The 22,052-nt window shown below is 59.0% G+C and carries 18 protein-coding genes and 1 tRNA gene; 9 read left to right on the top strand and 10 right to left on the bottom strand.

The genetic code is table 11. The annotated features are described in order from the left end of the window. Positions 1–129: 129 nt before the first annotated feature. Together lysA and argS are read right to left on the bottom strand one after the other, a co-directional pair. Positions 130–1,467, bottom strand: coding sequence for a diaminopimelate decarboxylase (gene lysA / locus HMPREF1287_RS01375; protein ID WP_023017770.1), 1,338 nt, complete (start codon positions 1,465–1,467; stop codon positions 130–132). Next, positions 1,468–3,120, bottom strand: coding sequence for an arginine--tRNA ligase (gene argS / locus HMPREF1287_RS01370; RefSeq protein ID WP_023017769.1), 1,653 nt, complete (start codon positions 3,118–3,120; stop codon positions 1,468–1,470). A gap of 226 nt (positions 3,121–3,346) precedes the next feature. Between argS and HMPREF1287_RS01365 the strand changes: the two genes are divergently transcribed. The 6 genes from HMPREF1287_RS01365 to HMPREF1287_RS12560 all read left to right on the top strand — a co-directional run bounded on the left by HMPREF1287_RS01365 (position 3,347) and on the right by HMPREF1287_RS12560 (position 8,356). Then, the gene (locus tag HMPREF1287_RS01365; protein ID WP_005280166.1) at positions 3,347–4,132 is read left to right on the top strand and encodes a (Fe-S)-binding protein; all 786 of its coding nucleotides are present in this window, start codon (positions 3,347–3,349) and stop codon (positions 4,130–4,132) included. Continuing rightward, the gene (locus tag HMPREF1287_RS01360) at positions 4,132–5,637 is read left to right on the top strand and encodes a lactate utilization protein B (RefSeq protein WP_005282359.1); all 1,506 of its coding nucleotides are present in this window, start codon (positions 4,132–4,134) and stop codon (positions 5,635–5,637) included. Before HMPREF1287_RS01365 ends, HMPREF1287_RS01360 begins: the two co-directional genes overlap by 1 nt. Continuing rightward, positions 5,634–6,254, top strand: coding sequence for an LUD domain-containing protein (locus HMPREF1287_RS01355; protein WP_005282357.1), 621 nt, complete (start codon positions 5,634–5,636; stop codon positions 6,252–6,254). The genes HMPREF1287_RS01360 and HMPREF1287_RS01355 overlap by 4 nt, the downstream gene beginning before the upstream one ends. A 111-nt stretch (positions 6,255–6,365) precedes the next feature. After that, positions 6,366–7,922: an alpha/beta fold hydrolase gene (locus tag HMPREF1287_RS01350; protein WP_023017768.1), complete on the top strand. Its 1,557-nt coding sequence runs from the start codon at positions 6,366–6,368 to the stop codon at positions 7,920–7,922. A 53-nt stretch (positions 7,923–7,975) separates the two neighbouring features. Further along, positions 7,976–8,049: transfer RNA gene (locus tag HMPREF1287_RS01345), tRNA-Arg, on the top strand. A 148-nt stretch (positions 8,050–8,197) separates the two neighbouring features. Continuing rightward, entirely contained in the window at positions 8,198–8,356 is a 159-nt protein-coding gene (locus HMPREF1287_RS12560; RefSeq protein WP_023017767.1) for a hypothetical protein, read from the top strand. Between the two features lie 496 nt (positions 8,357–8,852). Here the strand turns inward: HMPREF1287_RS12560 and HMPREF1287_RS01335 are convergent, their stop codons facing one another. After that, positions 8,853–9,320, bottom strand: coding sequence for a Panacea domain-containing protein (locus HMPREF1287_RS01335; protein WP_023017766.1), 468 nt, complete (start codon positions 9,318–9,320; stop codon positions 8,853–8,855). A 197-nt stretch (positions 9,321–9,517) separates the two neighbouring features. On the opposite strand from HMPREF1287_RS01335, the gene HMPREF1287_RS01330 reads away from it, so the two are divergent. Both HMPREF1287_RS01330 and HMPREF1287_RS01325 read left to right on the top strand, forming a co-directional pair. Beyond that, the gene (locus HMPREF1287_RS01330) at positions 9,518–10,417 is read left to right on the top strand and encodes an ABC transporter ATP-binding protein (protein ID WP_023017765.1); all 900 of its coding nucleotides are present in this window, start codon (positions 9,518–9,520) and stop codon (positions 10,415–10,417) included. 3 nt (positions 10,418–10,420) lie between these two features. Beyond that, positions 10,421–11,590, top strand: a complete 1,170-nt coding sequence (locus tag HMPREF1287_RS01325) for an ABC transporter permease (RefSeq protein WP_023017764.1) — start codon at positions 10,421–10,423, stop codon at positions 11,588–11,590. 56 nt (positions 11,591–11,646) lie between these two features. Here HMPREF1287_RS01325 and HMPREF1287_RS01320 read toward each other — a convergent pair whose 3' ends face one another. The 7 genes from HMPREF1287_RS01320 to HMPREF1287_RS01290 form a co-directional block, all read right to left on the bottom strand. Continuing rightward, positions 11,647–11,850: a hypothetical protein gene (locus HMPREF1287_RS01320; protein ID WP_023017763.1), complete on the bottom strand. Its 204-nt coding sequence runs from the start codon at positions 11,848–11,850 to the stop codon at positions 11,647–11,649. 72 nt (positions 11,851–11,922) lie between these two features. After that, positions 11,923–12,243: a hypothetical protein gene (locus tag HMPREF1287_RS01315; protein ID WP_023017762.1), complete on the bottom strand. Its 321-nt coding sequence runs from the start codon at positions 12,241–12,243 to the stop codon at positions 11,923–11,925. Beyond that, positions 12,230–12,736, bottom strand: a complete 507-nt coding sequence (locus tag HMPREF1287_RS01310; RefSeq protein ID WP_005282341.1) for a MarR family winged helix-turn-helix transcriptional regulator — start codon at positions 12,734–12,736, stop codon at positions 12,230–12,232. The genes HMPREF1287_RS01315 and HMPREF1287_RS01310 overlap by 14 nt, the downstream gene beginning before the upstream one ends. A 5-nt stretch (positions 12,737–12,741) precedes the next feature. After that, positions 12,742–15,330, bottom strand: a complete 2,589-nt coding sequence (locus HMPREF1287_RS01305; RefSeq protein WP_023017761.1) for an AAA family ATPase — start codon at positions 15,328–15,330, stop codon at positions 12,742–12,744. 5 nt (positions 15,331–15,335) lie between these two features. Further along, on the bottom strand, positions 15,336–16,451 hold the full coding sequence (locus HMPREF1287_RS01300; RefSeq protein WP_023017760.1) for an exonuclease SbcCD subunit D: 1,116 nt from the start codon (positions 16,449–16,451) through the stop codon (positions 15,336–15,338). A gap of 2 nt (positions 16,452–16,453) precedes the next feature. Beyond that, positions 16,454–17,275 (bottom strand): SWIM zinc finger family protein, encoded by an 822-nt coding sequence (locus HMPREF1287_RS01295; protein ID WP_023017759.1) that lies wholly within the window; start codon positions 17,273–17,275, stop codon positions 16,454–16,456. A 4-nt stretch (positions 17,276–17,279) separates the two neighbouring features. Beyond that, positions 17,280–20,309, bottom strand: coding sequence for a DEAD/DEAH box helicase (locus tag HMPREF1287_RS01290; RefSeq protein WP_023017758.1), 3,030 nt, complete (start codon positions 20,307–20,309; stop codon positions 17,280–17,282). Positions 20,310–20,477: 168 nt separating this feature from the next. Between HMPREF1287_RS01290 and putP the strand changes: the two genes are divergently transcribed. Beyond that, positions 20,478–22,049, top strand: coding sequence for a sodium/proline symporter PutP (gene putP, locus HMPREF1287_RS01285; protein ID WP_005282330.1), 1,572 nt, complete (start codon positions 20,478–20,480; stop codon positions 22,047–22,049). Positions 22,050–22,052: the final 3 nt, after the last annotated feature.

Genomic DNA, 22,052 nt, shown 5'->3' with positions numbered 1-22,052 from the left:
GGCTACAGGTCACTATACAGAACGAGCTGTCTATATTGCGACATGCGGGGGATAATATTCGTTCAGCTACAGAAAACCCCCGCCGCACGGGCCGAATGCGGTCCCTGCGTTACGGGGGTAGTACTGGGCTTAATCCACTTCCAAGGACAAAAGATCCTCAATGGTTTCGCGCCGCAACATGGGCTTGGTATTTCCCACGCGCGTTGCCACCACAGCCGGGCGCACCGCGCCGTTATACCGGGATGACATCATGTACTGATACCCGCCGGTAGCCGCGAAAGCGAGCAAATCTCCCGGCTGGATATCATTGGGCAATTCGCCTTCCTCCAGCAGGATATCGCCGGATTCGCAGTGGAAGCCCACGATGCGCGAGGGCACCATCTCGCCATCGCTAAAGCGGTTCACCAGTCGCACATCGTATTCGGAACCATAGAGCGCGGGACGAATATTATCGGACATTCCCCCATCAATGGAGATATACCGGCGCACCGGCAAATCGGCCTTGCCGGTTTCCACGTCCTTGACCGTGCCCACGCGGTAGACGGTCACGGCAGAACCCGCTACCAAGGAACGCCCCGGCTCCACGAGGAGGAACGGCGCCTTAATATCGAGATCTTCCGCGGTCTGGTCCACGGCGCGCAGCATGTCCTTTGCCACGCGGTCAATATCCAGCGCTTCCTCATAGGGCATATACGGAATACCAAAACCGCCGCCCAAGTCCAGCTCGGCTAGGTCAACGCCCAGCTCGGTGTGGATTTGGCGGTAGAGCTCCAGCACGCGCTCGGCGGCGAGTTTAAAACCCTCGGCATTGAAAACCTGAGAACCCACGTGGCAGTGCAAGCCACTCAAGTGGAGGTTTTCCACCTCAAGGCAGCGCTTCGCGGCGGCAAAAGCCGCACCGGTAGCCAGGGAAATACCGAATTTCTGGTCCTCGTGCGAGGTAGCAACGAACTCGTGCGTATGCGCATCCACACCCGGCTTAACGCGAATCATTACCGGCTGCACCACGCCAGCCTCGCCGGCGATGCGGTTGAGCTCTTCGAGCTCCTGCTCATTATCAATGACCACGTGGCCCACGCCTGCATCCACGCACAGGCGCAGGTATTCCTCGTCCTTATTATTGCCGTGCGCAGTAATGCGCGCGGCTGGGAACTCTGCGGCGAGGGCAATCTTTAGCTCATTGAGCGCGGCGGCATCGAGACACAGGCCCTCTTCGTTGACCCACTGCACGACCTTTTTGGAAATGAATGCCTTAGAGGCATAGTGCACGTGATCGGGTCCACCGAAGGCGCGGGCCATGTCTTGGCAGCGCGAGCGGAAGTCGTCCTCATCGAAGACGTACAGCGGAGTCTGGAACTCCTCTGCCAAATCCGGCAAGGGCACTTCCGCCACGGTGACGACGCCATCTTCCTGGCGGCTCGCATTCCGCGGCCACACGTGGGCGGGAAGCTCATTGAAATCAGTCATTTACATCTTCTCCGGTGAGCTCACGCCAACCATGGTCAATGCATTGGACAGGACGACGCGGGAGGCTTCCGCCAATGCGAGGCGTGCGCTGTGAATGGGCTGCTCTTCCTCCCCTGCCTTGGGCAGAACCTGGCAGGTGTCGTAGAAACGGTGGAATACGCCAGCCAACTCTTCGGCATAGCGCGCCACTCGGTGCGGCTCGCGCAGTTCCGCGGCATCTGCCACTACGGCAGGGAACTCACCCAGGGTGCGGATGAGGTCGCCTTCGCGCTCATGCTCCAGCAGGGAGAGGTCCGCACCCTCGGAGCTCACTCCTAGCTCGGCGGCCTTGCGCCCGATCGAGCACAGCCGCGCATGGCCGTATTGCACGTAGTAGACAGGATTATCCGAGGACTGCGACTCCCACAGGCCCAAGTCGATATCGATGGACTGATCCACGGACGAGCGCACCAGCGAATACCGCGATGCATCGACACCGATGGCGGCGACCAAATCCTCAATGGTGATCACGGTGCCCGCGCGCTTAGACATGCGCACCGGCTTGCCATCGCGCAGCAGGTTGACCATCTGGCCAATGAGCACCTCGACGCCATCGGCGTCATAGCCCAGGGCGGCTGCTGCCGCCTTCAAGCGCGGGACATAACCGTGGTGGTCAGCGCCCAACATGTAGATATTGAGATCGTGACCGCGGTCGAATTTATCGGCCACATAGGCGATATCGCCGGCGATATAGGCCGCATTGCCGTCTGATTTCACCACGACGCGATCCTTAGAATCACCATAATCGGTGGACTTTAGCCACCACGCGTTGTCCGCCTCATAAAGGTGGCCTTCAGACTTCAGGGTCTCAAGCGCCTTATCTACTGCGCCAGATTCAAAGAGCGAGTTTTCGTGGAAGTAGACATCAAAGTCCACTCCAAATTCGTGCAGGGATTGCTTAATCTGCGCAAACATCATCTCCACGCCATCGGCGCGGAAGGCTTCTTGCACCTGCGCGGCATCGCCCCCGAGCGCGCTTGGATTCTTTTCCACCACCGCGCTTGCGATGTCGTGGATATAATCTCCGCCGTAGCCGTCCTCCGGCGTGGGCTCGCCCTTCGCTGCGGCAACAAGGGAGCGCGAGAAGCGGTCAATCTGGCCGCCGTGATCGTTGAAGTAGTACTCGCGGGTGACCTCGGCACCGGAGGCAGTGAGCACCCTGCCCAGCGAATCGCCGACGGCGGCCCACCGCGTACTGCCCAGGTGAACCGGGCCGGTGGGATTGGCGGATACGAATTCCAAATTAATCTTCTTGCCCGCAAAGGAACCATTGGAACCGTAGTCCGCGCCCGCCTGCAGAATCTGAGCGACGATCTCGCCCTGGGCAGCGGCGGCCAGTCGGATATTAATAAAGCCAGGGCCGGCAATATCGGCCTCCGCAATCGCATCGTGCTCGGCCAATTTTTCCGCTAGCCAGCCGCCAAATTCGCGCGGGTTAGCGCCGGCTTTCTTGGCCACCTGCAAAGCAAGGTTGGTGGCGTAGTCACCGTGTTCTGGGTTGCGGGGGCGCTCTACCGTGACTGAGTCCGGCAATACGGACACGTCTAGGTCATGTTCTGCCATGACCTCGGTGGCGGATTCTTTAACTAAGGTGGCCAAATCAGCTGGAGTCATGTGGCAAGAGTCTAGTCCACTGCCCCGACACGTGCGAAAAGAAGCACTGGCTAACTTTTCCGGGGGCCGAAATTGGCCGTTTGATAGACCTCTTAGGCAAACCTATATTGCGATATATATTACAAAATATATGCTGATAACAAGGTGATACACCCTACGATTCACCTGGTGAATGTGTAGGGTTAATTACACCTCCATGACTTAAAAAACTAATAAGGAGCACCGTATGCGCATTGCGCTTTTTTCTACTTGCATTGGTGACACCCTGTTCCCGGACGTCCAAAAGGCGACGGCATTGGTCCTTTCCCGGTTAGGTCACGAAGTGGTCCTTCCGGAAGAGCAAACCTGCTGCGGCCAGATGCACATCAACACCGGCTACCAGAAGGAAACTCTGGGGATGATCCGCTCTTATGCGGATGCCTTCGCAGATCCTTCCATTGACTACGTCGTGGCCGCCTCCGGTTCCTGCGTGGCAGCAGTTCGCGACCGCCACGAGAGCATCGCCGACCGCTACGGTACTTCGGCCGATGTGGATGGCGCGCAGAAGACCGCGGGAAAGACCTACGACCTCACGGAATTTTTGGTCGATATTGAGGGCGTGACCAACGTCGGCGCTTTCTTCCCGCACCGCGTGACCTACCACTCCGCTTGCCACGGCCTGCGCTTCCTTAAGCTAGAAGACCGCCCCTACAAGCTTTTGCAAGAAGTCGAGGGCATCGACTTGGCACCGCTGGCCAATAGCGAGGAATGCTGCGGCTTCGGCGGCACCTTCGCACTGAAGAATCCGGAGGTCTCCCAGGCCATGGTCTCCGATAAGACTCGCCACATTAAAGACACCAAGGCCGAGTACGTGACCGCCGGTGACTCCTCCTGCCTGATGAATATCGGCGGCGCCCTGCACCGCCAGCGCTCCGGCATTCGCGCCCTGCACATGGCAGAGATTTTGGCCTCCACGAAGGAACACCCGTGGCAGCCTGACTCCGCCGCTTACTCCAAGGAGACGATGCTCTAATGACCTCTTTCCTCGATACCACCCCACCACGCGCCCCTGAAGGCTACGGCAACCTGCGCGGTAGCAAGGCCTTCGTCCCGCTCGCGCACGTTGGGCTGAATAATGCTACCCAGCGCCACAACCTGCAGCACGCGACCACCACCATCCGCCAAAAGCGCGCCAACACCGTGCAGGAAGTAGATGACTGGCAGCAGCTCCGCAACGCCGGTTCTGCCCTCAAAGAGGACGTCGCTGCCCGCATGCCGGAACTGCTCGAGCAGTTTGAAAAGGCCGTGTCTGACCGCGGCGGCATCGTCCACTGGGCACGCGACGCCAAGGAAGCCAACAAGATCATTGAAGGGCTCATCCGTGAAACGGGCGAGACCGATGTGGTCAAGGTGAAATCCATGGCTACCCAGGAAATCGGCTTAAACGAGCACCTCGAAGAAGCCGGAATTCACGCCCAGGAAACCGACTTGGCAGAGCTCATCGTCCAGCTTGGTGACGATAAACCATCGCACATTTTGGTGCCCGCAATCCACCGCAACCGCGCGGAGATACGCGATATCTTTGTCAATAAGATGCCCAATACGGATGACTCGCTAAAGGCTGAGCCCGCCGAATTGGCCGAGGCATCCCGTAAGTTCCTGCGCCAGCAGTTCATGAAGGCCAAGGTCGCCATTTCCGGCGCCAACTTCGGCGTGGCCGAGACCGGTACCGTAAACGTCGTGGAATCTGAGGGCAATGGCCGCATGTGCCTGACGCTGCCGGAAACGCTGATTACCGTCATGGGCATCGAAAAGCTCGTGCCTACCTTCCAGGACCTGGAAGTCTTCCTGCAGCTGCTTCCCCGTTCCTCCACCGCGGAGCGCATGAACCCCTATACCTCCATGTGGTCCGGTGTGACGGAGGGCGATGGCCCGCAGAACTTCCACATCGTTCTGCTGGATAATGGACGCACCGCTGCGCTGTCCTCGCCTATTGGCCACCAGGCGCTGAAGTGCATCCGTTGCTCGGCCTGCCTGAACGTCTGCCCCGTGTACGAGCGCGCCGGCGGACACGCCTACGGCTCCGTGTACCCGGGCCCCATCGGTATCTCGCTGACGCCGCAGCTTACCGGCATGAAAGACCACAACGATCCATCGGCAAGCCTGCCGTATGCCTGCTCGCTGTGCGGGCGCTGCGATGACGTGTGCCCGGTGAAGATTCCGCTTTCTGATGTCATCGTGGAAAACCGCCATCAAAAGGTCACCCACGCTGCCTCTCCGATCGAGCCGAAGCTCTTCAAGACGGTGCAGCTGCTCTGGGATAACCCCAAAATGTGGGATAAGGTCACCCACCTCGTCGCACTTGGCCGCGTGATGGGTGGATTCAACGGCACCATCGAATCGCTGCCGCTGTTTATGTCCGGTTGGTCCGATGGCCGCGATACCGCGATTCCACCGAAGAAATCCTTCCGCCAATGGTTCGACTCCGAAGAAGGCAAAGAGCTGCTGGCTAATGCCCGTAAGGAGGCCACCAAGTGAGCGCAAAGCAAGACATCCTAAACCGCATTCGCTCGGCACAGAAGCAGGCTGGGCTTGCAGATCACGTCGATGTGCCGCGCGAATATCAGCGCAAAGGCACGCTAAACGATGACGAGCTGCGCGAGATGCTGGTCGATCGCCTTGAGGATTACAAGGCGGAAGTACACGTCACGGAGGAAAGCGATCTTAAAAAGACGCTGGATACCATCGTCGCCGACCGCAAATGCACCGACATCCGCTACGCCCCGGGTATGAATGCCGATCTTTTTGACGGCCTTCAGGCGCGTCCGGACGACGAGGACGCGGACCCGCGCGAGCTTGACGATGCCGACGCCGTCGTCACCGAGTCCCTCGTGTCTTCCGCACAGACCGGCACCATCGTATTGCAGTCCGATTCCCGCTGCGGCCGCCGCGCACTGACGCTAGTACCGGACCGCCACATCTGCATCGTCCGCCGCGACGAAATCGTCTACGGCATCCCCGAGGTCATCTCCCGGATGGACCCCGACAAGCCCGCAACGTGGATTTCTGGTCCTTCCGCGACCTCCGATATCGAGCTTTCGCGCGTCGAGGGCGTGCACGGCCCGCGCGATCTCATTGTGATTATTGTGAAGTAGCGTGGTTAGGGTGCCGAGTTAGGGCACCCGCCGCGTGGAAATCACTGCCACGAACCTGAAAAAAGCATAAGCTGACTCTGACGAACGCTATAGAAGTCGGAGCTTTAGCTTATGCTTTCTTTTTCTAGAAAAATTTCAACCGTAGTGTGCGCCAGCGCCCTCGCACTGGGCGTGGCAGCCCCCACCGCCGCGGCGGCGGAGCCGGACATCACTTGGGAGGATTGCCCCGAACAGGTCAACCTCAATGGCGCCGAGTGCGGCCGGATAGAGGTGCCTACCTACTACGATAATCCCGCGGCCGGCACCATTAGCGTCGGTTTCGTTCGCGTGCCCGCGGCACAACCAGATGCGCGGCGCGGCGCGCTGTTTACCAACCCAGGCGGCCCAGGCGGTGACGCTTATTCTTGGGCTGGAAACGATGCCGTCGAATGGCCCGAGGAAATTCGCAACGAGTGGGATCTGATCGGCGTCCAGCCGCGCGGCCTGCCTGGTTCCACCCCGGTGGACTGCGCTACCACCCCGAACTTCAATCCCATCGAGGCCACTACGCAGATCGGCAAGGCCACCCGCGATGCCTGCGAGCAGAATACCCCTGGCTATACCAACTCTTTGACCACCGCCAATACCGCCCAAGACTGGGAAATGGTGCGCCAAGCGCTGGGTGAGGACGTCATTGACATCGCCGGCGTTTCCTACGGCACTTACCTTGGCTCGGCTTATGCCACCAAGTATCCGCAGCACACCGGCAAGGTGCTGCTTGATTCCGGCATGAGCCCGCAGCTGGCATGGAACGGCATCTTCGCCTCACAGCAACAGGGATATGAGAATGCGCTGCACGATCTGTTCCAGTTCATCGCGGATAATGACGCCACCTATCATTTGGGCACTACCCCACTCCAGGTCTATGAAAAGTGGTCGCAGAAAGTCGCCATGGAAGCCGGTGCCCGCCCCACCGTATTGCCACCGGATGCGAAAATCGGTGACCTTCCCCCAGGGCTCGAGTTCGCCGGCCAACCGGGCGCGGACATCATGACCGCCACGGGTGAGCTGCGCGTACAGGCGGAATTCCTCGCCAACAAGGCTCTTAACCCACAAGCAGATCAGAGGGCCTCAATCACCTTAGGCAAGACCCGCGAGGTAGTTCCCATGCCCGCGCACTGGGATGAGTTTGCCAAGTACTTAAACGGCAGCAAGCCCCTCGAAGTCGTCGATGATCCGGAGCTTGCCCGCGCGGTGCAACAGCAAACAATCCAGATGATGAATATGCAAAACCTCATCGTCTGCAACGAGAACACCGTCGCCGGTAACCCGTGGCTCTTCCCCACCTACCTGTGGTCCAACTTCGTCACCGGCGATATTTTCTCCTTGGTTAATTCCATGTATGGATCTGGCGCCGGGTGTGGCGGCCGCGGACCCGTTACCGGCGGGGCACCACTCGATGGCTCGCACCTTGCCACCAAGCCCCTGCAAATCCAAGGCACGGGCGATCCGCAGACCCCGTACCAGTACCATGAGGCCCTCTCCCAGCCCATGCAATCGCGGGTCATCACCGTCCACGGTCCCGGCCACGGACACTTTGCGCTGGGTAATAAGGCCGTCGATGAGATTGGCGTGCACTATCTACGCACCGGTGAGGTAACCACCGCTGACGCACCGGGCCTGATTTAGTTCCGCGGCGGCCGATGCGCTAGAATCACATCGTTGGGAATTTTCCCAGCGATGTCTCCGTAGCTCAGCGGATTAGAGCATCGGTTTCCGGTACCGAAGGTCGCAGGTTCGATCCCTGTCGGGGACACAAAATTTTTAGCCCTCTCGCTTTTTCCAGCGAGAGGGTTTCAATATACGCCCCGTTTGCGGATTAAGTAGCCACCGGAGGTTCAGGAAGCCCTTACCATCCTGAACCTCCGGGCTACCCCTCCAATTCTAAACGGAAGGATAAACCCATGACCACACGAACTCTCTACTTCATCGCCCTGGCCCTACTAGCCATATCTTTGATCATCAACGTCATCAACGGGTTCACTACCTCCAGCACCATTCTCACCGGTATGGCGGTGGTTGTACTTGGCTGTGCCACCTACAAGAAAGTATGGAAAAAATAAGCCTGCGAATCACGGACACAAACGCCGAGCGAAAATTGTGAGACGGGGCTAGGGCCAGCGCGTGGCAGGTGTCGCGGGCCCCGCTTTAATGTGAGTAAAGATCCCCATACTTAGTCTCTATCCATAGAACGTAGAAAATTCCACCGTCTTTCCAGCCAACGAATGGAAGGTTCTCTTGGTGCCGGAACACGCGGAATTTGGTTAGCTCTTGGAACTGCCTAGGGATTTGAGCTTTGATTTCGTTTTTGGGATAAATTCCGAGCCGAGCCCGTGCCTGTGGTGATTAACGAGATCTCTCCAAGAAATTAGTGAGCGTTTGTGCCATTTGTCGAGGAACTCGCGGCGCATCCTATCGGTCATTTGCCCGAATCCCCATCCGCTCTGCAGAAACCTAGTGGACAGGAGCGGGTATTCGTTCGATGCCGCTCGTATGGCGCTCAAGACGCCTGTATCTGCACCACTGTGATTCTTCGAAACCGGGCGCGTGCCACGTCTCTTACTCTTCTTTGCCATACCTAGTTGAAGTATTCTTTGAGGTCGGCATCAGAAATCTCAAGCCCCCGTTTTTCTTCAACGAAGTTTTTCTTCCAAGGTGACTCCGTGTGGGTTTTATTACGTAAAGCCCACGCCGAATAGGGGCCATACTTATTCCATAGTCAATCAGGGTATCTTCTACAGGCCGATAATCATCCCAATTGAAGTCATCAGAAATAAAAGTATCGGGGTCGATCGGGCTCTTACCGTACTCTTTAAGTTCGCGGTAGATGTCTACAACGACAGGTCCGTGGGCCCATGCTTCCATCCGTTCATTGAAGAGCGGCACCCCTCCGGAGGCTCGCATGTAAAGGCCCTTTGCGTAGTAAAGAAGCTTTTGAATTTTCAGCGGTGTGAGCTCGGCTTCTTCGGTTTCTTCAGCCCAAGCTACGAGCCATTCTGCGATTTGATGAGCAGTGTATTGCTTCATTGTGCACCTCCTTCCTGCTTGTTTTAAACGCTACAGCACGTGGAGAGCACTTTCTATTCCTACCTACTCGGTGGGGGCTTGACCCATGCAACCTGGCTTTCAATGGATTCCATAGCCAAACTGTTAGGTTTATGAAATACTAAGGTATCTAGAACCACGAAAGTTATGCAGTATAGGCGCGCCATGGAGGATACCCCTTGCCCACCTTAGAAATCGACCATCTCAATAAATCTTTCGGCAGCGTCCGCGCGCTGCGGGATATGACCTTTAGCGTGCAGGAGGGCGAAATCTTCGGCTTCGTCGGTTCCAATGGGGCGGGCAAGTCCACCACCATGCGCATCGCACTGGGCGTGCTCGCGAAAGACTCCGGCGAAGTTTATTTCGATGGCTCCCCCATTAATGACGATAACCGCCGCCGCATTGGCTATATGCCAGAAGAGCGCGGGCTCTACGGCAAGGAACCGCTGCTTAGCCAGCTGACGTTCCTGGGCACCCTGCACGGCATGAACAAGCAGGCCGCCCAGAAATCCGGCTCGGAGCTGCTGGAACAGCTAGGGCTGGGAGAGCGCCAGGACGACAAGCTCGATGACTTGTCCTTGGGCAACCAGCAGCGAGTGCAGCTAGCCGCCTCCCTCATCCATGACCCCGATATGTTGATTCTGGATGAGCCCTTTTCCGGCTTGGACCCCGTTGCGGTCAATGTCATGTCTGACATGCTGCGCGAGCGCGCCGCCCGCGGGGTGCCGGTTATCTTTTCTTCCCACCAACTGGACTTGGTGCAGCGCTTGTGCGACCACGTGGGCATCGTCACGCAAGGCCGCATGGTAGCAGAGGGCACGGTAGATGAGCTGCGTACCCAGGGAGCTTCGCGCTATGCGGTGGAAACCCCTGCACGCGGGTGGTACCCGGAGGGCACTCACTTGGTTGAGGCAACTGACCAGGGCGTGGTGCTCGAGGCCGATGATGGCACCGATGACCAAGCCATCTTGCGCGCTGCCATGGCCGCTGGCCCCGTCCACTCCTTCGGCCTCAAGGTCCCTGACCTTACCGAGCTTTTCCAAGACGTCGTCACCAGCACCACCACCGAGGAGGCCTAGCCCATGCAGTATTCGGCAATGAAGACCATAGGGACCGTCGCCAAGCGCGAAATGGCGGTTGCCCTCAAGACCAAATCCGTTGTCATCATGATGCTGCTGCTCATCATTGGTGCCATCGCCACCCCCATTATCATTGACTTGCTCTCCGGTGGTGACGATGAGCCAGATTCCGTCGCCGTGGTGGGCATGGAGGCAGACGCATTCGCTGATTCCGGGCTGGAGACGCAGGCCGCAGATGACCGGGATAGCGCGGTGCAGCTTATCGATGACGGCGACGTCGACGCCGCCCTCGTGCCCGCCGACGACGAGGGGTGGGAGCTTTTAGCCAACGGCACTGCCTCCACCGCGATCTCCACCACGGTCAATCAAGTGGTTGCGGCGCAGGCGCAGGCAGAGGCACTAGATACGCTGAATATTGATGCCCAAGACCTGGCCGCCGCCACCCCATCGACCAAGGTGACCGCGGTAGATCTGGAAACAGATGAGGCCTCCGAAGAACAGATGGGCAATGTTGCCATCGTCCTTATCGCCGCCATCGTGGTGGTCTTTTCCATCATGACCTTCGCAGGGCTCATCGGTGGCCGCGTTACAGAAGAGAAGTCTTCGCGCGTGGTCGAAATCATCCTTTCCACGGTGCGCCCGGTGGATTTCTTGGCAGGCAAGGTCATTGGCAATACCATTATCGGGCTGCTCGGCACCTTCCTCATCTTGGCCGGCGGCGTGGCTTCCCTGGCATTTACTGGAGCAGCAAGCGAAATCCAGCTCGACTATGGTCTAATCGCTGCCCTGCTCGTCGGGGAAATCCTCGGTCTCTTATTCTTCGGCAGCCTCTATGCCGCAGCCGGCTCCATGGTGCAGCGCACCGAGGATCTGCAATCGACGCAGATGCCCATCCTGCTCATCGTCTTTGCCACCATGTATGTCCCCATGTTTGGCTGGACCAACTTGGATGCCACTTGGATGCAGGTCATGGGCTGGGTGCCGCCGGTCTCTATGTTGGTCGCTCCCCTCCAAGTTGCTGGCGGCAATATGAGCTGGCTGGGCTTGGCGGGAAGCTATGCGGTCCTCGCTGTAGTTACCGCGCTCATTCTCATCGTTGTCGCGCGCATCTACCGCCGCGCCATCTTGAATAACGGCAAGAAGATGACTTGGCGCCAGGTGCTCAAGAAATAAAAATAAATCCGGCCTCCCACTTTCAAAGGGAGGCCGGATTTTTCTATTGCGCAGAATTACTCAACGATGAATTCGTTGGTGATCGGCTGGGTGATATCCAAGGTGCCGTGCTCGATGTAGTACATGCCAAAGAACATGGCGCCGAGCAGCACTACGGACAGCAGCATGCAGGGAATCCACTGGACAAAAACGGAAACCCAGCCCTCGGATTGCTGGCGGGCCGCCGCCTCGCGTTGTTCTTGAGCCTCGCGCTCGTTCATAATGATAAAACCTCTCGCTTCACCGAAGATTAACTAAAAGTATCTTAACAGTTTATGGTCTCCGTGGTGACATTAGATCCCCGGATCTTCATCATTTAATAAAGCCTCGAGGAATGCCTCGCGGTCTGTGAACATTTTCTCGATATCCTCTTCCGCGCCCACGATCCAGGCATCGGCATCCTCATCAAAGGTCAACGCGGACTCGGGGTAGGCTTCCAAGGCTTCCTCCATCGCGGCAATCTGATCGGCATCGGCACGGTCCTCAGCAAAAGCTTCCGGATCACCAATGCGCTGGCCCAGCTCGCCCAAAGCCGTTAAGCCATATGTTTTATGCTGCTTTTTCGGGTGCTCGAAAAGTTCTTGTCCCATCATGGCGGTGTTATTTTCCTCCATTCAATAAAGAATCCGGGACGAATCCCGAATAGCCGGGGATATTATTGACCTGCAATACCCCATGGAAAAAGCGCTTGAGTGCGGGAACGTCCTCCTCGTGGAGGTGGTCGAAGACCAAGCGGCGGACGGATTCCACGTGCTCGGGGGCCGCGCGCTCGAGGTGGTGGAGCCCGGCCTCCGTAATGTGCACGTTGACCCCGCGGCCATCATCGGTGGTCTTTTCTTTAACCAAGAGCCCACGCTTTTCCATGCGAGTGACCTGGTGGGAGGCGCGCGAGCGATCCCAGGCGAGCTCCGTGCACAGGTCGCGCAAACGCAGGTGCTGATCTGGGGCTTCCGAGAGGGATACCAGGACCGCGAATTCGGAGACGGAGATTTCCCCGCCCGCCTTGAGCGTCTCGTCCATGCCCCTATCTATCTTGCGGGTCGCGGCCAATAATAGGCGCCATAGCTCCTGTTCATCATCGTTTAACCAGCGGGTTTGTTCAGACATAAGGACTAGATTACCTCCTTCAGCGTGGCGATGTCGCGCTCGCTGCGCCCAGGCACCCGGGAATAGCGCTGCGGCATGCAGGTAAAGACCAAAACCTGGTTCTCGCGGCCCACCTGTGAGAACAAAGTGGACATCAGTTGCAGGCGGTGGGCGTCGGTAGAGCCCAGCGCGTCATCGACGATGACCGGCACGGTTTCCTCCCCCGCCACCAAGCGCGCGATAGCAAAGCGGGTAAGGATGGCCAGCTGCTCGCGCGCGCCGCCAGACAGGCTGGTCATAGCTACAGTTTCATTATCGCGGGTGCGCGCGGTAACAGAGAGATCGTCTGCCAATTCAAAGCTGATATCCCCGCCATAAATGGTGCGGGCCAGTTGGGCGAGCGCCGCCACGAAGGGCTCGGCATAGCGCTGGCGCGCGGCATCGCGGTGCTTGAACAGCAGCTCGCGCAGGTAGCGTGCCGCAAGCGCGCGCTTTTCCACGCTTTCTAGCACCGCTTGGGCCATCTCTGCTTCGGCTTGCGCCTGCTGCTCGCGCTCTGCCGCGCCGGAGTGATAATTAATCTCGCTAGACAACTTGCCGAGCTCCACCTTCGCATCTTGCACCTGATTCTGCAGGTAATCCAGGTGCGATTGCGCGCCCTCCACCAGGCTCTGGGCGGTGGCCAGGTCCACGGCCTCCATCTCAGAAAGCTGCTCCTGCAGCTTGCCTACCAAAGCACCCAACCGCTCTGTCTCTTCTTCCAAGCCGGCATCGGAGGTTTTCTCCCGCGCTTCAGCCAACTCGCGCTCGGCACGCTCGGCCTTCTCGGTGGCGGCCTCGAGCTCGGCTTCGAGGCGCACCACGTCGTGGGCGATGCGGCTATCGCGGAAGGGAATAAGCTCGCGGTCGAGGGCATCGACAAGCTCGCGCGCCTCTTCCTCAGCTTCTTCTGCACCAGATAGATCCATGGCCGGGGCATCATCGAGCCCGGCGACCTTGTCCTTCAGCGCCGCGTGCTGGGCGCGCAGTTCGCCCAAATCATCCGGCCCTAGCTCGCCCTCGAGCTTGCGCGTAGCGGCATCCAATCCAGCATTCTGCTCGGAGTGCGTCTTAAGCAGGGCCTCGGCGGCGGCGATGGACTCGACGCCGGTGGCATCGAAAAGCTCCTGCAGGCGCGCCTCGGCCTGATCTACCTCGCGTTGGGTTTTATCGGAAGAGTACGCACCGGCCACAAAGCGGGCGGTGATATCGCCGATGGTGATCTCGCGGCCATCGACAAGCTCAATTGCGGGCTGCTTGCCGATGTCCACCAGCTTCCCATCCACCCCAATCTCCGCGCCCTCGGGCCCGGAAAACTCCACCTTCGCGGCGGTGGCATCGTGCAGGCGCTTGGCCAAGGCGAGATCGGCGTCAAGCTTGCGGAGTTCCTCGACATCCGCGGCGGTCATCTCGCGCCCGCGCTGGGCTATCTCCGCCTGAGCCTTCTCCACGCCACGAGCCAATTCCTCCACCTTGAGCAGGCGCTTATCCAGGCGCTTAAAGGTCTCCTTGTCCTGATGCAGCCGCGCCTGCTTGAGCGTTGCGCGCGCGGTGGCGTAGTCCTCTTTGGCGGTAGCCAGCTTCTTTTCCACCGCCTCTTTATTCTCGTTTTCCTCCGCGGCCTTCTCGCGGGCGGTCGCAAGCTTATCCGCGGCGCTCGACTTTGCGGTGCCAGCGGCCTCGAGCGCCTCGACCATCTCCTGGCGCTTAGACTGCGCATCCTTCGAGCGTTGGAAATCCTCCTTGGCGCGGGTGAGCTCGGCCTTGTGCGCATCCACTTGGTGCTGGGCCTTTACTGCCTCGTCTGCGGCGGCCTGTTTCTCAGCGAGATCCGTACGGGCCGCGGGAAGCTGCGCCTCGGCCTCTTCTTGCTGGCGTTCCAAGTGCTCGTAGCGTTCCACAACGGAGTCGAGCCCGCGCACCGCAGCGGTTGCTTCTTCCAACTCCTGCTCGGCACGCTCCGCATTGTCCTGGGCCTTCTTGTATTCGCCGGCCGCCTTGCCCGTCTTTTCGGTGTAGTAGCGCTTATATTCCTTATCCACCTTGCCCAAAAGCTGAGAATCATCGCCGGATACCTCGTCCTCCGCCAGGCCGGACTCCTGCTCGAGGGCCTGCGTCAGCGACGGGATGCCCACCGCGGAGATGGCGTCATTGGAGTCATCCTGGCGCATAAAGAGGACATCGAGAAGCTGGCGATCCATGTTCTCGCTTAAAATCTGTTCCAGCTCGTCATCGGCCTGGCGGCCTGTATATTGTGCGTGGCGCGGGGACGATATGGCCAGTTCACAGTACTTCTTCTGCAGCCAGCGCTTGGCAATGCGAAAGCGGTACTCCCCCACGGAAATATCCGCAATGACCTCCGGAGATACATCCTTGCCCACCGGCTGCAGGTCCCGGATGCCGCTGGGGCGCGCCGTGTGCTTTTCCGTTAACACCACATCGAGGGCCTCCACGATGGTAGATTTACCGGCCTCGTTCTCGCCGTGAATGACCACCACCCCGGTTTCTGGAAGGTCATCCAACACCAGATGCTCGATGCCGCGGACGTTTTTAATCTCTAAGCTGTGGATGCGCATGTGGTTTATCCCTCCAGGCGAAATAGCAGGTTGGCAGCATCGCGGGCCACCGGATCATCGCGGTTATCCAGCAGCTCCTGCAGGGCGTCGGCAGCATAGCCGGAAATATCCAGATTGGCTAGTTCGTCTTCGCTGGGCTCCAGGAACAGGTCCATGGTCCGCTCGCGCGGGCGCAGCGAGGCAAAGACCGCCTCCAGCTCATCCAGCCCACGCTGGAGCCGGGCGTGCGCCGCAATGCCGAGGGTCCCCTGCAGGCTGTATTTAATCGCCGTGCGCACCTTATCCGGGTACTCTTCCAGGCTGCGCAGGAAGCGCTCGACATCCTCGGTGGAATTGACGGAGGCATCGAGGGCCTCGAACGTCCAGCGCCCGATGCTGCGCTTATCGATGTCTATATCCTCCCCCTCAATCCTTACCACCAGCGCATTCCCGGAATCAGCCTCGCCGCCACCGGTGGAGCACTCCTTAAAGTCCGTGGTCTCCGGGCTGCCGGAGAACCAGACGCGCCCGGTTGTGCCCAGGCTGGCCGTCGAGTGGGTATCGCCCAGCGCCAAGTAATCAATCACCCCGCGCTCCAAGCACTGTTCGACGAATTCCAAGTCGATGGTATCGGCATCTCCCCCGCTAGTACGCGAATCCACCTGGCCATGGCCCACCGCAATCCGAATCCCCTCCGTGGGTTCGAGCGGCTCTAAGGCCTGGCGTACCAAGTCGTGGTTGGCGCGCTTGGACAGGTACGGCGCCCCCACCACTTCCACGCCCTTGCGCACCTCGATGGGCTCAGAATCCGCGATGACGTGCACGTTGTCGGCGCTGGTGCGATAAAATACCGAGTCCGCGACCAACGGATCGTGGTTTCCGGGCAGCACATACACCGGCACCGGCAAGCGCTTAAACATCTCGGTAGCGCGAGCCAAGATCTCCCGGGAGAGCGCATTGTGTTCAAATACATCGCCGGCGACGACGATGAACTCCGCGCCAACCTCCTCCGCGAGCTGGCCTAGGTGCATGATGGCGGACTCGCGGTCATCGTTGAAACGACCTTGTGCCTCCCCCTTCAAGAACCAGCGGGTCATGCCCAGCTGGAAGTCGGACGTGTGGATAAAGGTCGTTGCAGTCATAATCAGTGCGTTAAGTGGTAGTAGAGGTCTTCGATGTCGGACACGGCGCGCAAGAGATCAATATTGGTATGCGATACGGCCCGAAGGGCCTTGCGCAAGAGGTCTGGATCGGAGTCTTCTAACGCTGGGGCAACCTTGGGGTGCGGCAGCTTGGGCATCTCGCGGCCATTCCAGAACACATCGTTCTTTTCTTCCGCGGATAAATCGCTAGCCCCAAAGCTTTCGCGGGAGACCTGCTGCGATTGCTCCATGACGGCCTTTTCCAGGCGCGCAAAGTCCAGCCCGCGCATATTGAAAATCACGGCGGGATCCGCATCCGCGCGGGTGGCGAGCCTATCTCCCACCGCCACGATGTGCTTGCAGGCATAGGCGGAATCCGGGCAGGTGCAGGAAAGACGCAGATCTTCGGCGTCGCTGGCGAACAAGGTATCCAGCGCTTCCTCAGATAGCAGGCCCTTGCGCGCATTCGCTACGGAATTAGGCGTGCGCGCGAATTGGCTGGCGAGTGCCGCGATATCGTCATTATCGCGGTACGGCAGCTGAATGAGCACGGAAAAAGGCTCGTTCTGGGAACCGGCCACGCGTCCGTGGATGGCACCGTTACGGATCTCCAATCCCACGACGTGCCCGCCCTCGGCGTACTGGCGCCCGCGGGTAATCCGCCCCCGGTCCGCGTCATGGCTGGTAAAGGAAGAAATCCGAGCGGCGGTCTTGGACAGCAGCCGCCCGCTGCGGTCAACATGGTTGACCTCATCCGGGGTGCTCACGCGCTTGCGGGTACCAAAGTTTGCGTAGATGACATTGTCATCGCCCTTGACGGCCATCCGCTTACTCCTTTCCCCGGTAACTCATGAGCTCTGCCAGCTGGTCCGGCTCCAGTTCCGTAAGCCAGCCTTCGCCTTCACCGACGACGGCCCCAGCCAGCTGCGTCTTTCCATCCAAAATGTCTTGAATGGATTCTTCCAACGTGCCAGCGGTAATCATCTTATACACCTGCACGTTGCGGCGCTGACCGATGCGGAAGGCACGGTCCGTGGCTTGGTTTTCCACTGCGGGGTTCCACCAACGGTCCATGTGCACCACGATCGATGCCGCGGTGAGGTTGAGGCCCGTGCCACCCGCCTTCAGCGAAAGGATCATCGCCTGTGGGCCATCATCGGCCTGGAAGTCCTCCACCATCTGGTCGCGTTTATTTTTGGTCACCCCGCCGTGCAGGAAGGGAATCTCATGGCCCAGCTGCCCGCTCAGGTAGGGCTGCAGGATAGCCCCGAAGGCCTTGTACTGCGTAAAGATCAGCAGGCGCTGGCCGGATTCGGTGGCGGCATCGACAATCCGCATCAGCTCCTTCACCTTGCCCGAGCGGTGCTTGCCCTTGATGACCACCGGCGAATCATCCCCCAGGTAATGCGCCGGGTGATTGCAGATCTGCTTAATGCGGGTCAGGGAGGCCAAGACGATGCCGCGCTTGCTGATGCCCGTAGCATCCTCCAAGCTCTTCTTCACCTCATTGACCAGCGCTTTGTACAGCGCGGCCTGTTCGGTGGTCATGGATACGGTAAGAATCTGCTCGGACTTTTCCGGCAGGTCATCGATGATATTGGGATCGGTCTTGACGCGGCGCAGGATGAGAGGCGCGGTCAGCGCGCGCAGGCGCTCGGACATCTCCTCATCATTATTGCGCTCGATGGCCTTGGCAAAGTGATTGCGGAAGAAGGACGACGTACCCAAAATTCCTGGGTTGCAAAAGTCCAAGATGGACCGCATCTCGGACAAGCGGTTTTCCACCGGCGTACCGGTCAGCGCCACGCGGTGTTCAGACGGCAGCGACCGCACCGCCTTGGAGGAACGTGTGGCCGAGTTCTTAATGGCCTGCGCCTCATCGAGGACCACGCGCTGCCAGGACACCTCACCCAAGAGGTTGAAATCCCGGCTGACGGTGCCGTACGTCGTAATGACCAGATCGGCTTTCGCGGCGGCCTCGAGGAACCTCTCCCCGCCCGGACGCCCCGCGCCGTGTTGCACCATGACCTTAAAATCCGGCACGAAGCGGCGGGCCTCGCGAGCCCAGTTGCCCACCACGGAGGTGGGTGCAACGACCAAGGTGGGCCCGGTCTGTTCACCGCGCTCTTTCTCCACTGCCAAAAGGGACAGTAGTTGGAGTGTTTTGCCGAGCCCCATGTCATCGGCAAGCACGGCGCCAATATTATTGCGCGACATCCAATACAGCCAGTCCACGCCCGTGCGCTGATACTCGCGCAGCTCCGCGTGGACGGTCTCCGGGATGTCCACGCGCTTAGGTGCGACCGTATCCATGCCGCCGAGCAACGCGGTATGCCACGTGCTGCCGGTAAATTCGATGGGCTCCTGAGCCATCGACTCGAGCGCCAGCTCCCGCAGCTCCGCCACCGTGACCTGGTGCTCGCTCTTCTCGTTGAACTCCGCTCGGCGACGCTCAACCTCCGCCATGAGCTGCTGCCAGCCCGGCTCACCTAGCTTCTTGGCCATCTCCGCCGAGGCCGCCAGCTGCTCGAGCTCCTTCTTGGCGCGTTCGCGGGACTTATCCGCCAGCTCCTCCATATAAGAGGAAACCTTGGATACGACCTGGGTATCGGCCATCACCCACTTGCCGCGCAGCTGGATGAGCCCGGACTTGGAATTGACCAACTCGTCCATCTCGGACTCGGTAAGCTCCACATCGCCCACGGACATGCGCCAGTTATAGTCCACGAGCTGATTCATGCCGATGTGCTTCTTCGTGGCGGCTTCCGCCGGATCCCGCGCCTCGCGAGTTTCCAGCTTGGCCTTCGTATCCATCTGCGCCCACGATTTGGGCAGCATGACGGTAATGCCCCGCTTCTTCAGCTCGGGTACCTCGTGCGCAATAAACTGCGTGAGCTGCTCCGTATCCAGATAAACATCCCAATCGCCGTCGCCAGGCTGGGGCATTTGCGTACTCTGGCCTAGGCTCGGCGCCGCGTGCACGGCCTTGCGGTGGTTTTCGCGCAGCTTCTCGATGCTCGCCCTATCCAACTCATCCGCCAACACCGGCCGCGGCGAATCCGTTCCAGAGCGCACCCGCACCCGAATCGGCCACGCTGCGTCTTCTGGATCCTGTTCTTCCGGCTCCTCCACGATGTAGACGAGCTGGAGTTCCACCTGGTAAATGGAATTCTTCCATTCATTAAGCCCGCGCAGTAGTTGCGCGCGGCCGCGGCGAATGGGAGACGTCGTCAAAAGTGCACGGGCGAAGTCGTGCCACGGCATGGGCCGGGGTTCATTGAGCAGCGGCTGCAATTCCCGGTTGGCAATCCAATGCGTTAGTTCATCCGCTAGGTCATCTGAAAGGGCCCTATTATTTATATGGAGAATCCCGGGTGCCGCGGCCATCATTTCTGCGAGCCAACCGCGCTCGCCCAAGCCTGAGGCCAACTGCCACATGGGGAACCACTCGTTAGCCTGGTACGCCAGCCGGAACGTCACCCTGCCCGCGCGGACAAACTTGCTCAGGCCGCTATATGCGTGAATGAGCCAGTGCAAATCCGGTGCAATCGATTCCGGCGGGTGATGCTCCAGGTATTCCAGCTGGGCTAGGGCTTCTACCGCTTCTTCCGGGGCAAACATGGCCATGGGCACCATGAGCGAGACGTCCTTACCCTTTGGGGTCCGCAGTGATACTCGCGCCCGGTTCCGGAAGGATTTCTTAGCCAAGATGGCATCGACTGCCTGCGGAAACGTCCCCTCCGGCACGGCCGAAGGCATAACAATCTTGTGTCCTTCTACCTGCTCAATCCATAGACCAAGCCCCGAGACCGGCAGCCAAAGGCCATGCACAAGGTAAGAAGCCATAACGGCCAGCATAGCAGCCCCGTATAGTTTTGTTACAAGCTCGTTATATTCACGTCTTTACGCAGTTAAACGGTGAAAAACATCACCAGAGATCTATGCCACAGCTGAATTTTAGCTTGGGTGAACCTGAAGTCACCGTTAACGTAAGAATGTCCGACAAATCACTACAAGGAGTGAAACGTGCAAGAATCAACTTGGTACGTCATTGCGATGATTGTGTACTTCCTCGTAATGGCAGCCATTGGCTACTGGAGCTACAAACAAACCGACGAATATGACGATTATGTTTTGGGCGGCCGTGGCCTGCACCCATTCGTAGCTGCTCTCTCCGCCGGCGCATCCGATATGTCCGGCTGGCTGCTTATGGGTCTGCCTGGCGCGCTCTTCCTTTCCGGTTTTTCCGAGCTGTGGATGCCTATCGGCCTCCTTATCGGTGCATGGGCAAACTGGAAGTGGATTGCGCCGCGTCTGCGCGCTTACTCGGAGGTTGCGGGCGATTCCATTACGGTCCCCTCCTTCTTCGAGAACCGTCTGCGCGATAAGTCGCGCATGCTGCGTATTATCTCCGCAGTTATCATTATCTTCTTCTTTACCTTCTACGTCTCTTCCGGCATGGTCTCCGGTGGTCGTTACTTCGAGTCCACCTTCGGTGGCGACTACATCACCGGTATGTTGGTCATCGCCGCAGTGACCATTTTCTACACCTTCATCGGTGGCTTCCTGGCAGTGTCCTACACCGACGCTATGCAGGGCATGCTGATGTTCGTCGCCCTGCTGATCGTGCCAATCATGGCGCTTTTCGCTCTTGACGATGCCGGCGCGATCTTCTCCTTCGCTACCGAAAACAGCTACGCTACCGACGGGGCTCTCGAGCCAAACGATAACTACTTCTCTCTCTTCGCCGGTGTTTCCGCTGGTGTTATCGTTGGTAACGCCGCTTGGGGCCTTGGCTACTTTGGTCAGCCGCACATTATCGTGCGCTTCATGGCGCTGCGTAAGCCTTCCGACGCCAAGCAGGGCCGTTTCTACGGCATCACCTGGATGGGTCTTTCCGTCATCGGCGCTATCTTCGTTGCGCTTACCGGTACCGTGTACTTCACCCAGTTCGGTGAAACCATCACTGACCAAGAAAACTTCGAGACCATCTTCTTGGATATGGCTCAGGCCATGATGCACCCATTGCCTGCAGGTTTCGTCTTGACCGCAGTTCTGGCAGCGATCATGTCCACCATGTCTTCCCAGATGCTCGTGGTGTCCTCTTCCCTGATTGAGGACCTCTACCTCATCATCGCAAAGCGCAAGCCTTCCGAGGGCGTTCTGATTAACCTGTCCCGTACCGCCGTTGTGGCCATCGCGGTTATCGCCGCACTCCTGGCTATCAACCCGTCCGACTCCATTCTTGGCCTGGTCGGCTTCGCATGGGCTGGTTTCGGTTCCGCATTCGGTCCGCTGGTCATCCTGGCTCTGTACTGGAAGCGCCTCAACGCAACCGGTGCAATCGCCGGTATGGTTACCGGTGCAGTCGTCGCCATCGGTTGGGGCATGTCCCCGCTCGGCGATTCCCTCTACGAGATGGTTCCGGGCTTCTTCTCCGCACTCATCGTCACCGTTCTGGTCACCTTGGCTACCAAGCAGCCAGACCAGGAGGTCTTGGACGAGTTCGAGGAAGCCGAGAAGCTTGCCAAGCTCGTTGAGAAGGACGACTCCCTGGACTTCGAGGAAGCAGCAGAAAAGGTTTCCGATAACAAGTAGGAA

Origin of the sequence: Corynebacterium sp. KPL1986, assembly GCF_000477975.1 — a bacterium.
In the GTDB taxonomy this organism is placed as follows: domain Bacteria; phylum Actinomycetota; class Actinomycetes; order Mycobacteriales; family Mycobacteriaceae; genus Corynebacterium; species Corynebacterium accolens.
This window is presented reverse-complemented; position numbering and strand designations above follow the sequence as displayed.

Bases quoted from the DNA above. Each gene is read 5' to 3' on its own strand.
- lysA (WP_023017770.1), bottom strand. From the start codon at position 1,467: ATGACTGATTTCAATGAGCTTCCCGCCCACGTGTGGCCGCGGAATGCG.
- argS (WP_023017769.1), bottom strand. From the start codon at position 3,120: ATGACTCCAGCTGATTTGGCCACCTTAGTTAAAGAATCCGCCACCGAG.
- HMPREF1287_RS01365 (WP_005280166.1), top strand. From the start codon at position 3,347: ATGCGCATTGCGCTTTTTTCTACTTGCATTGGTGACACCCTGTTCCCG.
- HMPREF1287_RS01360 (WP_005282359.1), top strand. From the start codon at position 4,132: ATGACCTCTTTCCTCGATACCACCCCACCACGCGCCCCTGAAGGCTAC.
- HMPREF1287_RS01350 (WP_023017768.1), top strand. From the start codon at position 6,366: ATGCTTTCTTTTTCTAGAAAAATTTCAACCGTAGTGTGCGCCAGCGCC.
- HMPREF1287_RS12560 (WP_023017767.1), top strand. From the start codon at position 8,198: ATGACCACACGAACTCTCTACTTCATCGCCCTGGCCCTACTAGCCATA.
- HMPREF1287_RS01335 (WP_023017766.1), bottom strand. From the start codon at position 9,320: ATGAAGCAATACACTGCTCATCAAATCGCAGAATGGCTCGTAGCTTGG.
- HMPREF1287_RS01325 (WP_023017764.1), top strand. From the start codon at position 10,421: ATGCAGTATTCGGCAATGAAGACCATAGGGACCGTCGCCAAGCGCGAA.
- HMPREF1287_RS01320 (WP_023017763.1), bottom strand. From the start codon at position 11,850: ATGAACGAGCGCGAGGCTCAAGAACAACGCGAGGCGGCGGCCCGCCAG.
- HMPREF1287_RS01315 (WP_023017762.1), bottom strand. From the start codon at position 12,243: ATGGAGGAAAATAACACCGCCATGATGGGACAAGAACTTTTCGAGCAC.
- HMPREF1287_RS01310 (WP_005282341.1), bottom strand. From the start codon at position 12,736: ATGTCTGAACAAACCCGCTGGTTAAACGATGATGAACAGGAGCTATGG.
- HMPREF1287_RS01305 (WP_023017761.1), bottom strand. From the start codon at position 15,330: ATGCGCATCCACAGCTTAGAGATTAAAAACGTCCGCGGCATCGAGCAT.
- HMPREF1287_RS01300 (WP_023017760.1), bottom strand. From the start codon at position 16,451: ATGACTGCAACGACCTTTATCCACACGTCCGACTTCCAGCTGGGCATG.
- HMPREF1287_RS01295 (WP_023017759.1), bottom strand. From the start codon at position 17,275: ATGGCCGTCAAGGGCGATGACAATGTCATCTACGCAAACTTTGGTACC.
- HMPREF1287_RS01290 (WP_023017758.1), bottom strand. From the start codon at position 20,309: ATGCTGGCCGTTATGGCTTCTTACCTTGTGCATGGCCTTTGGCTGCCG.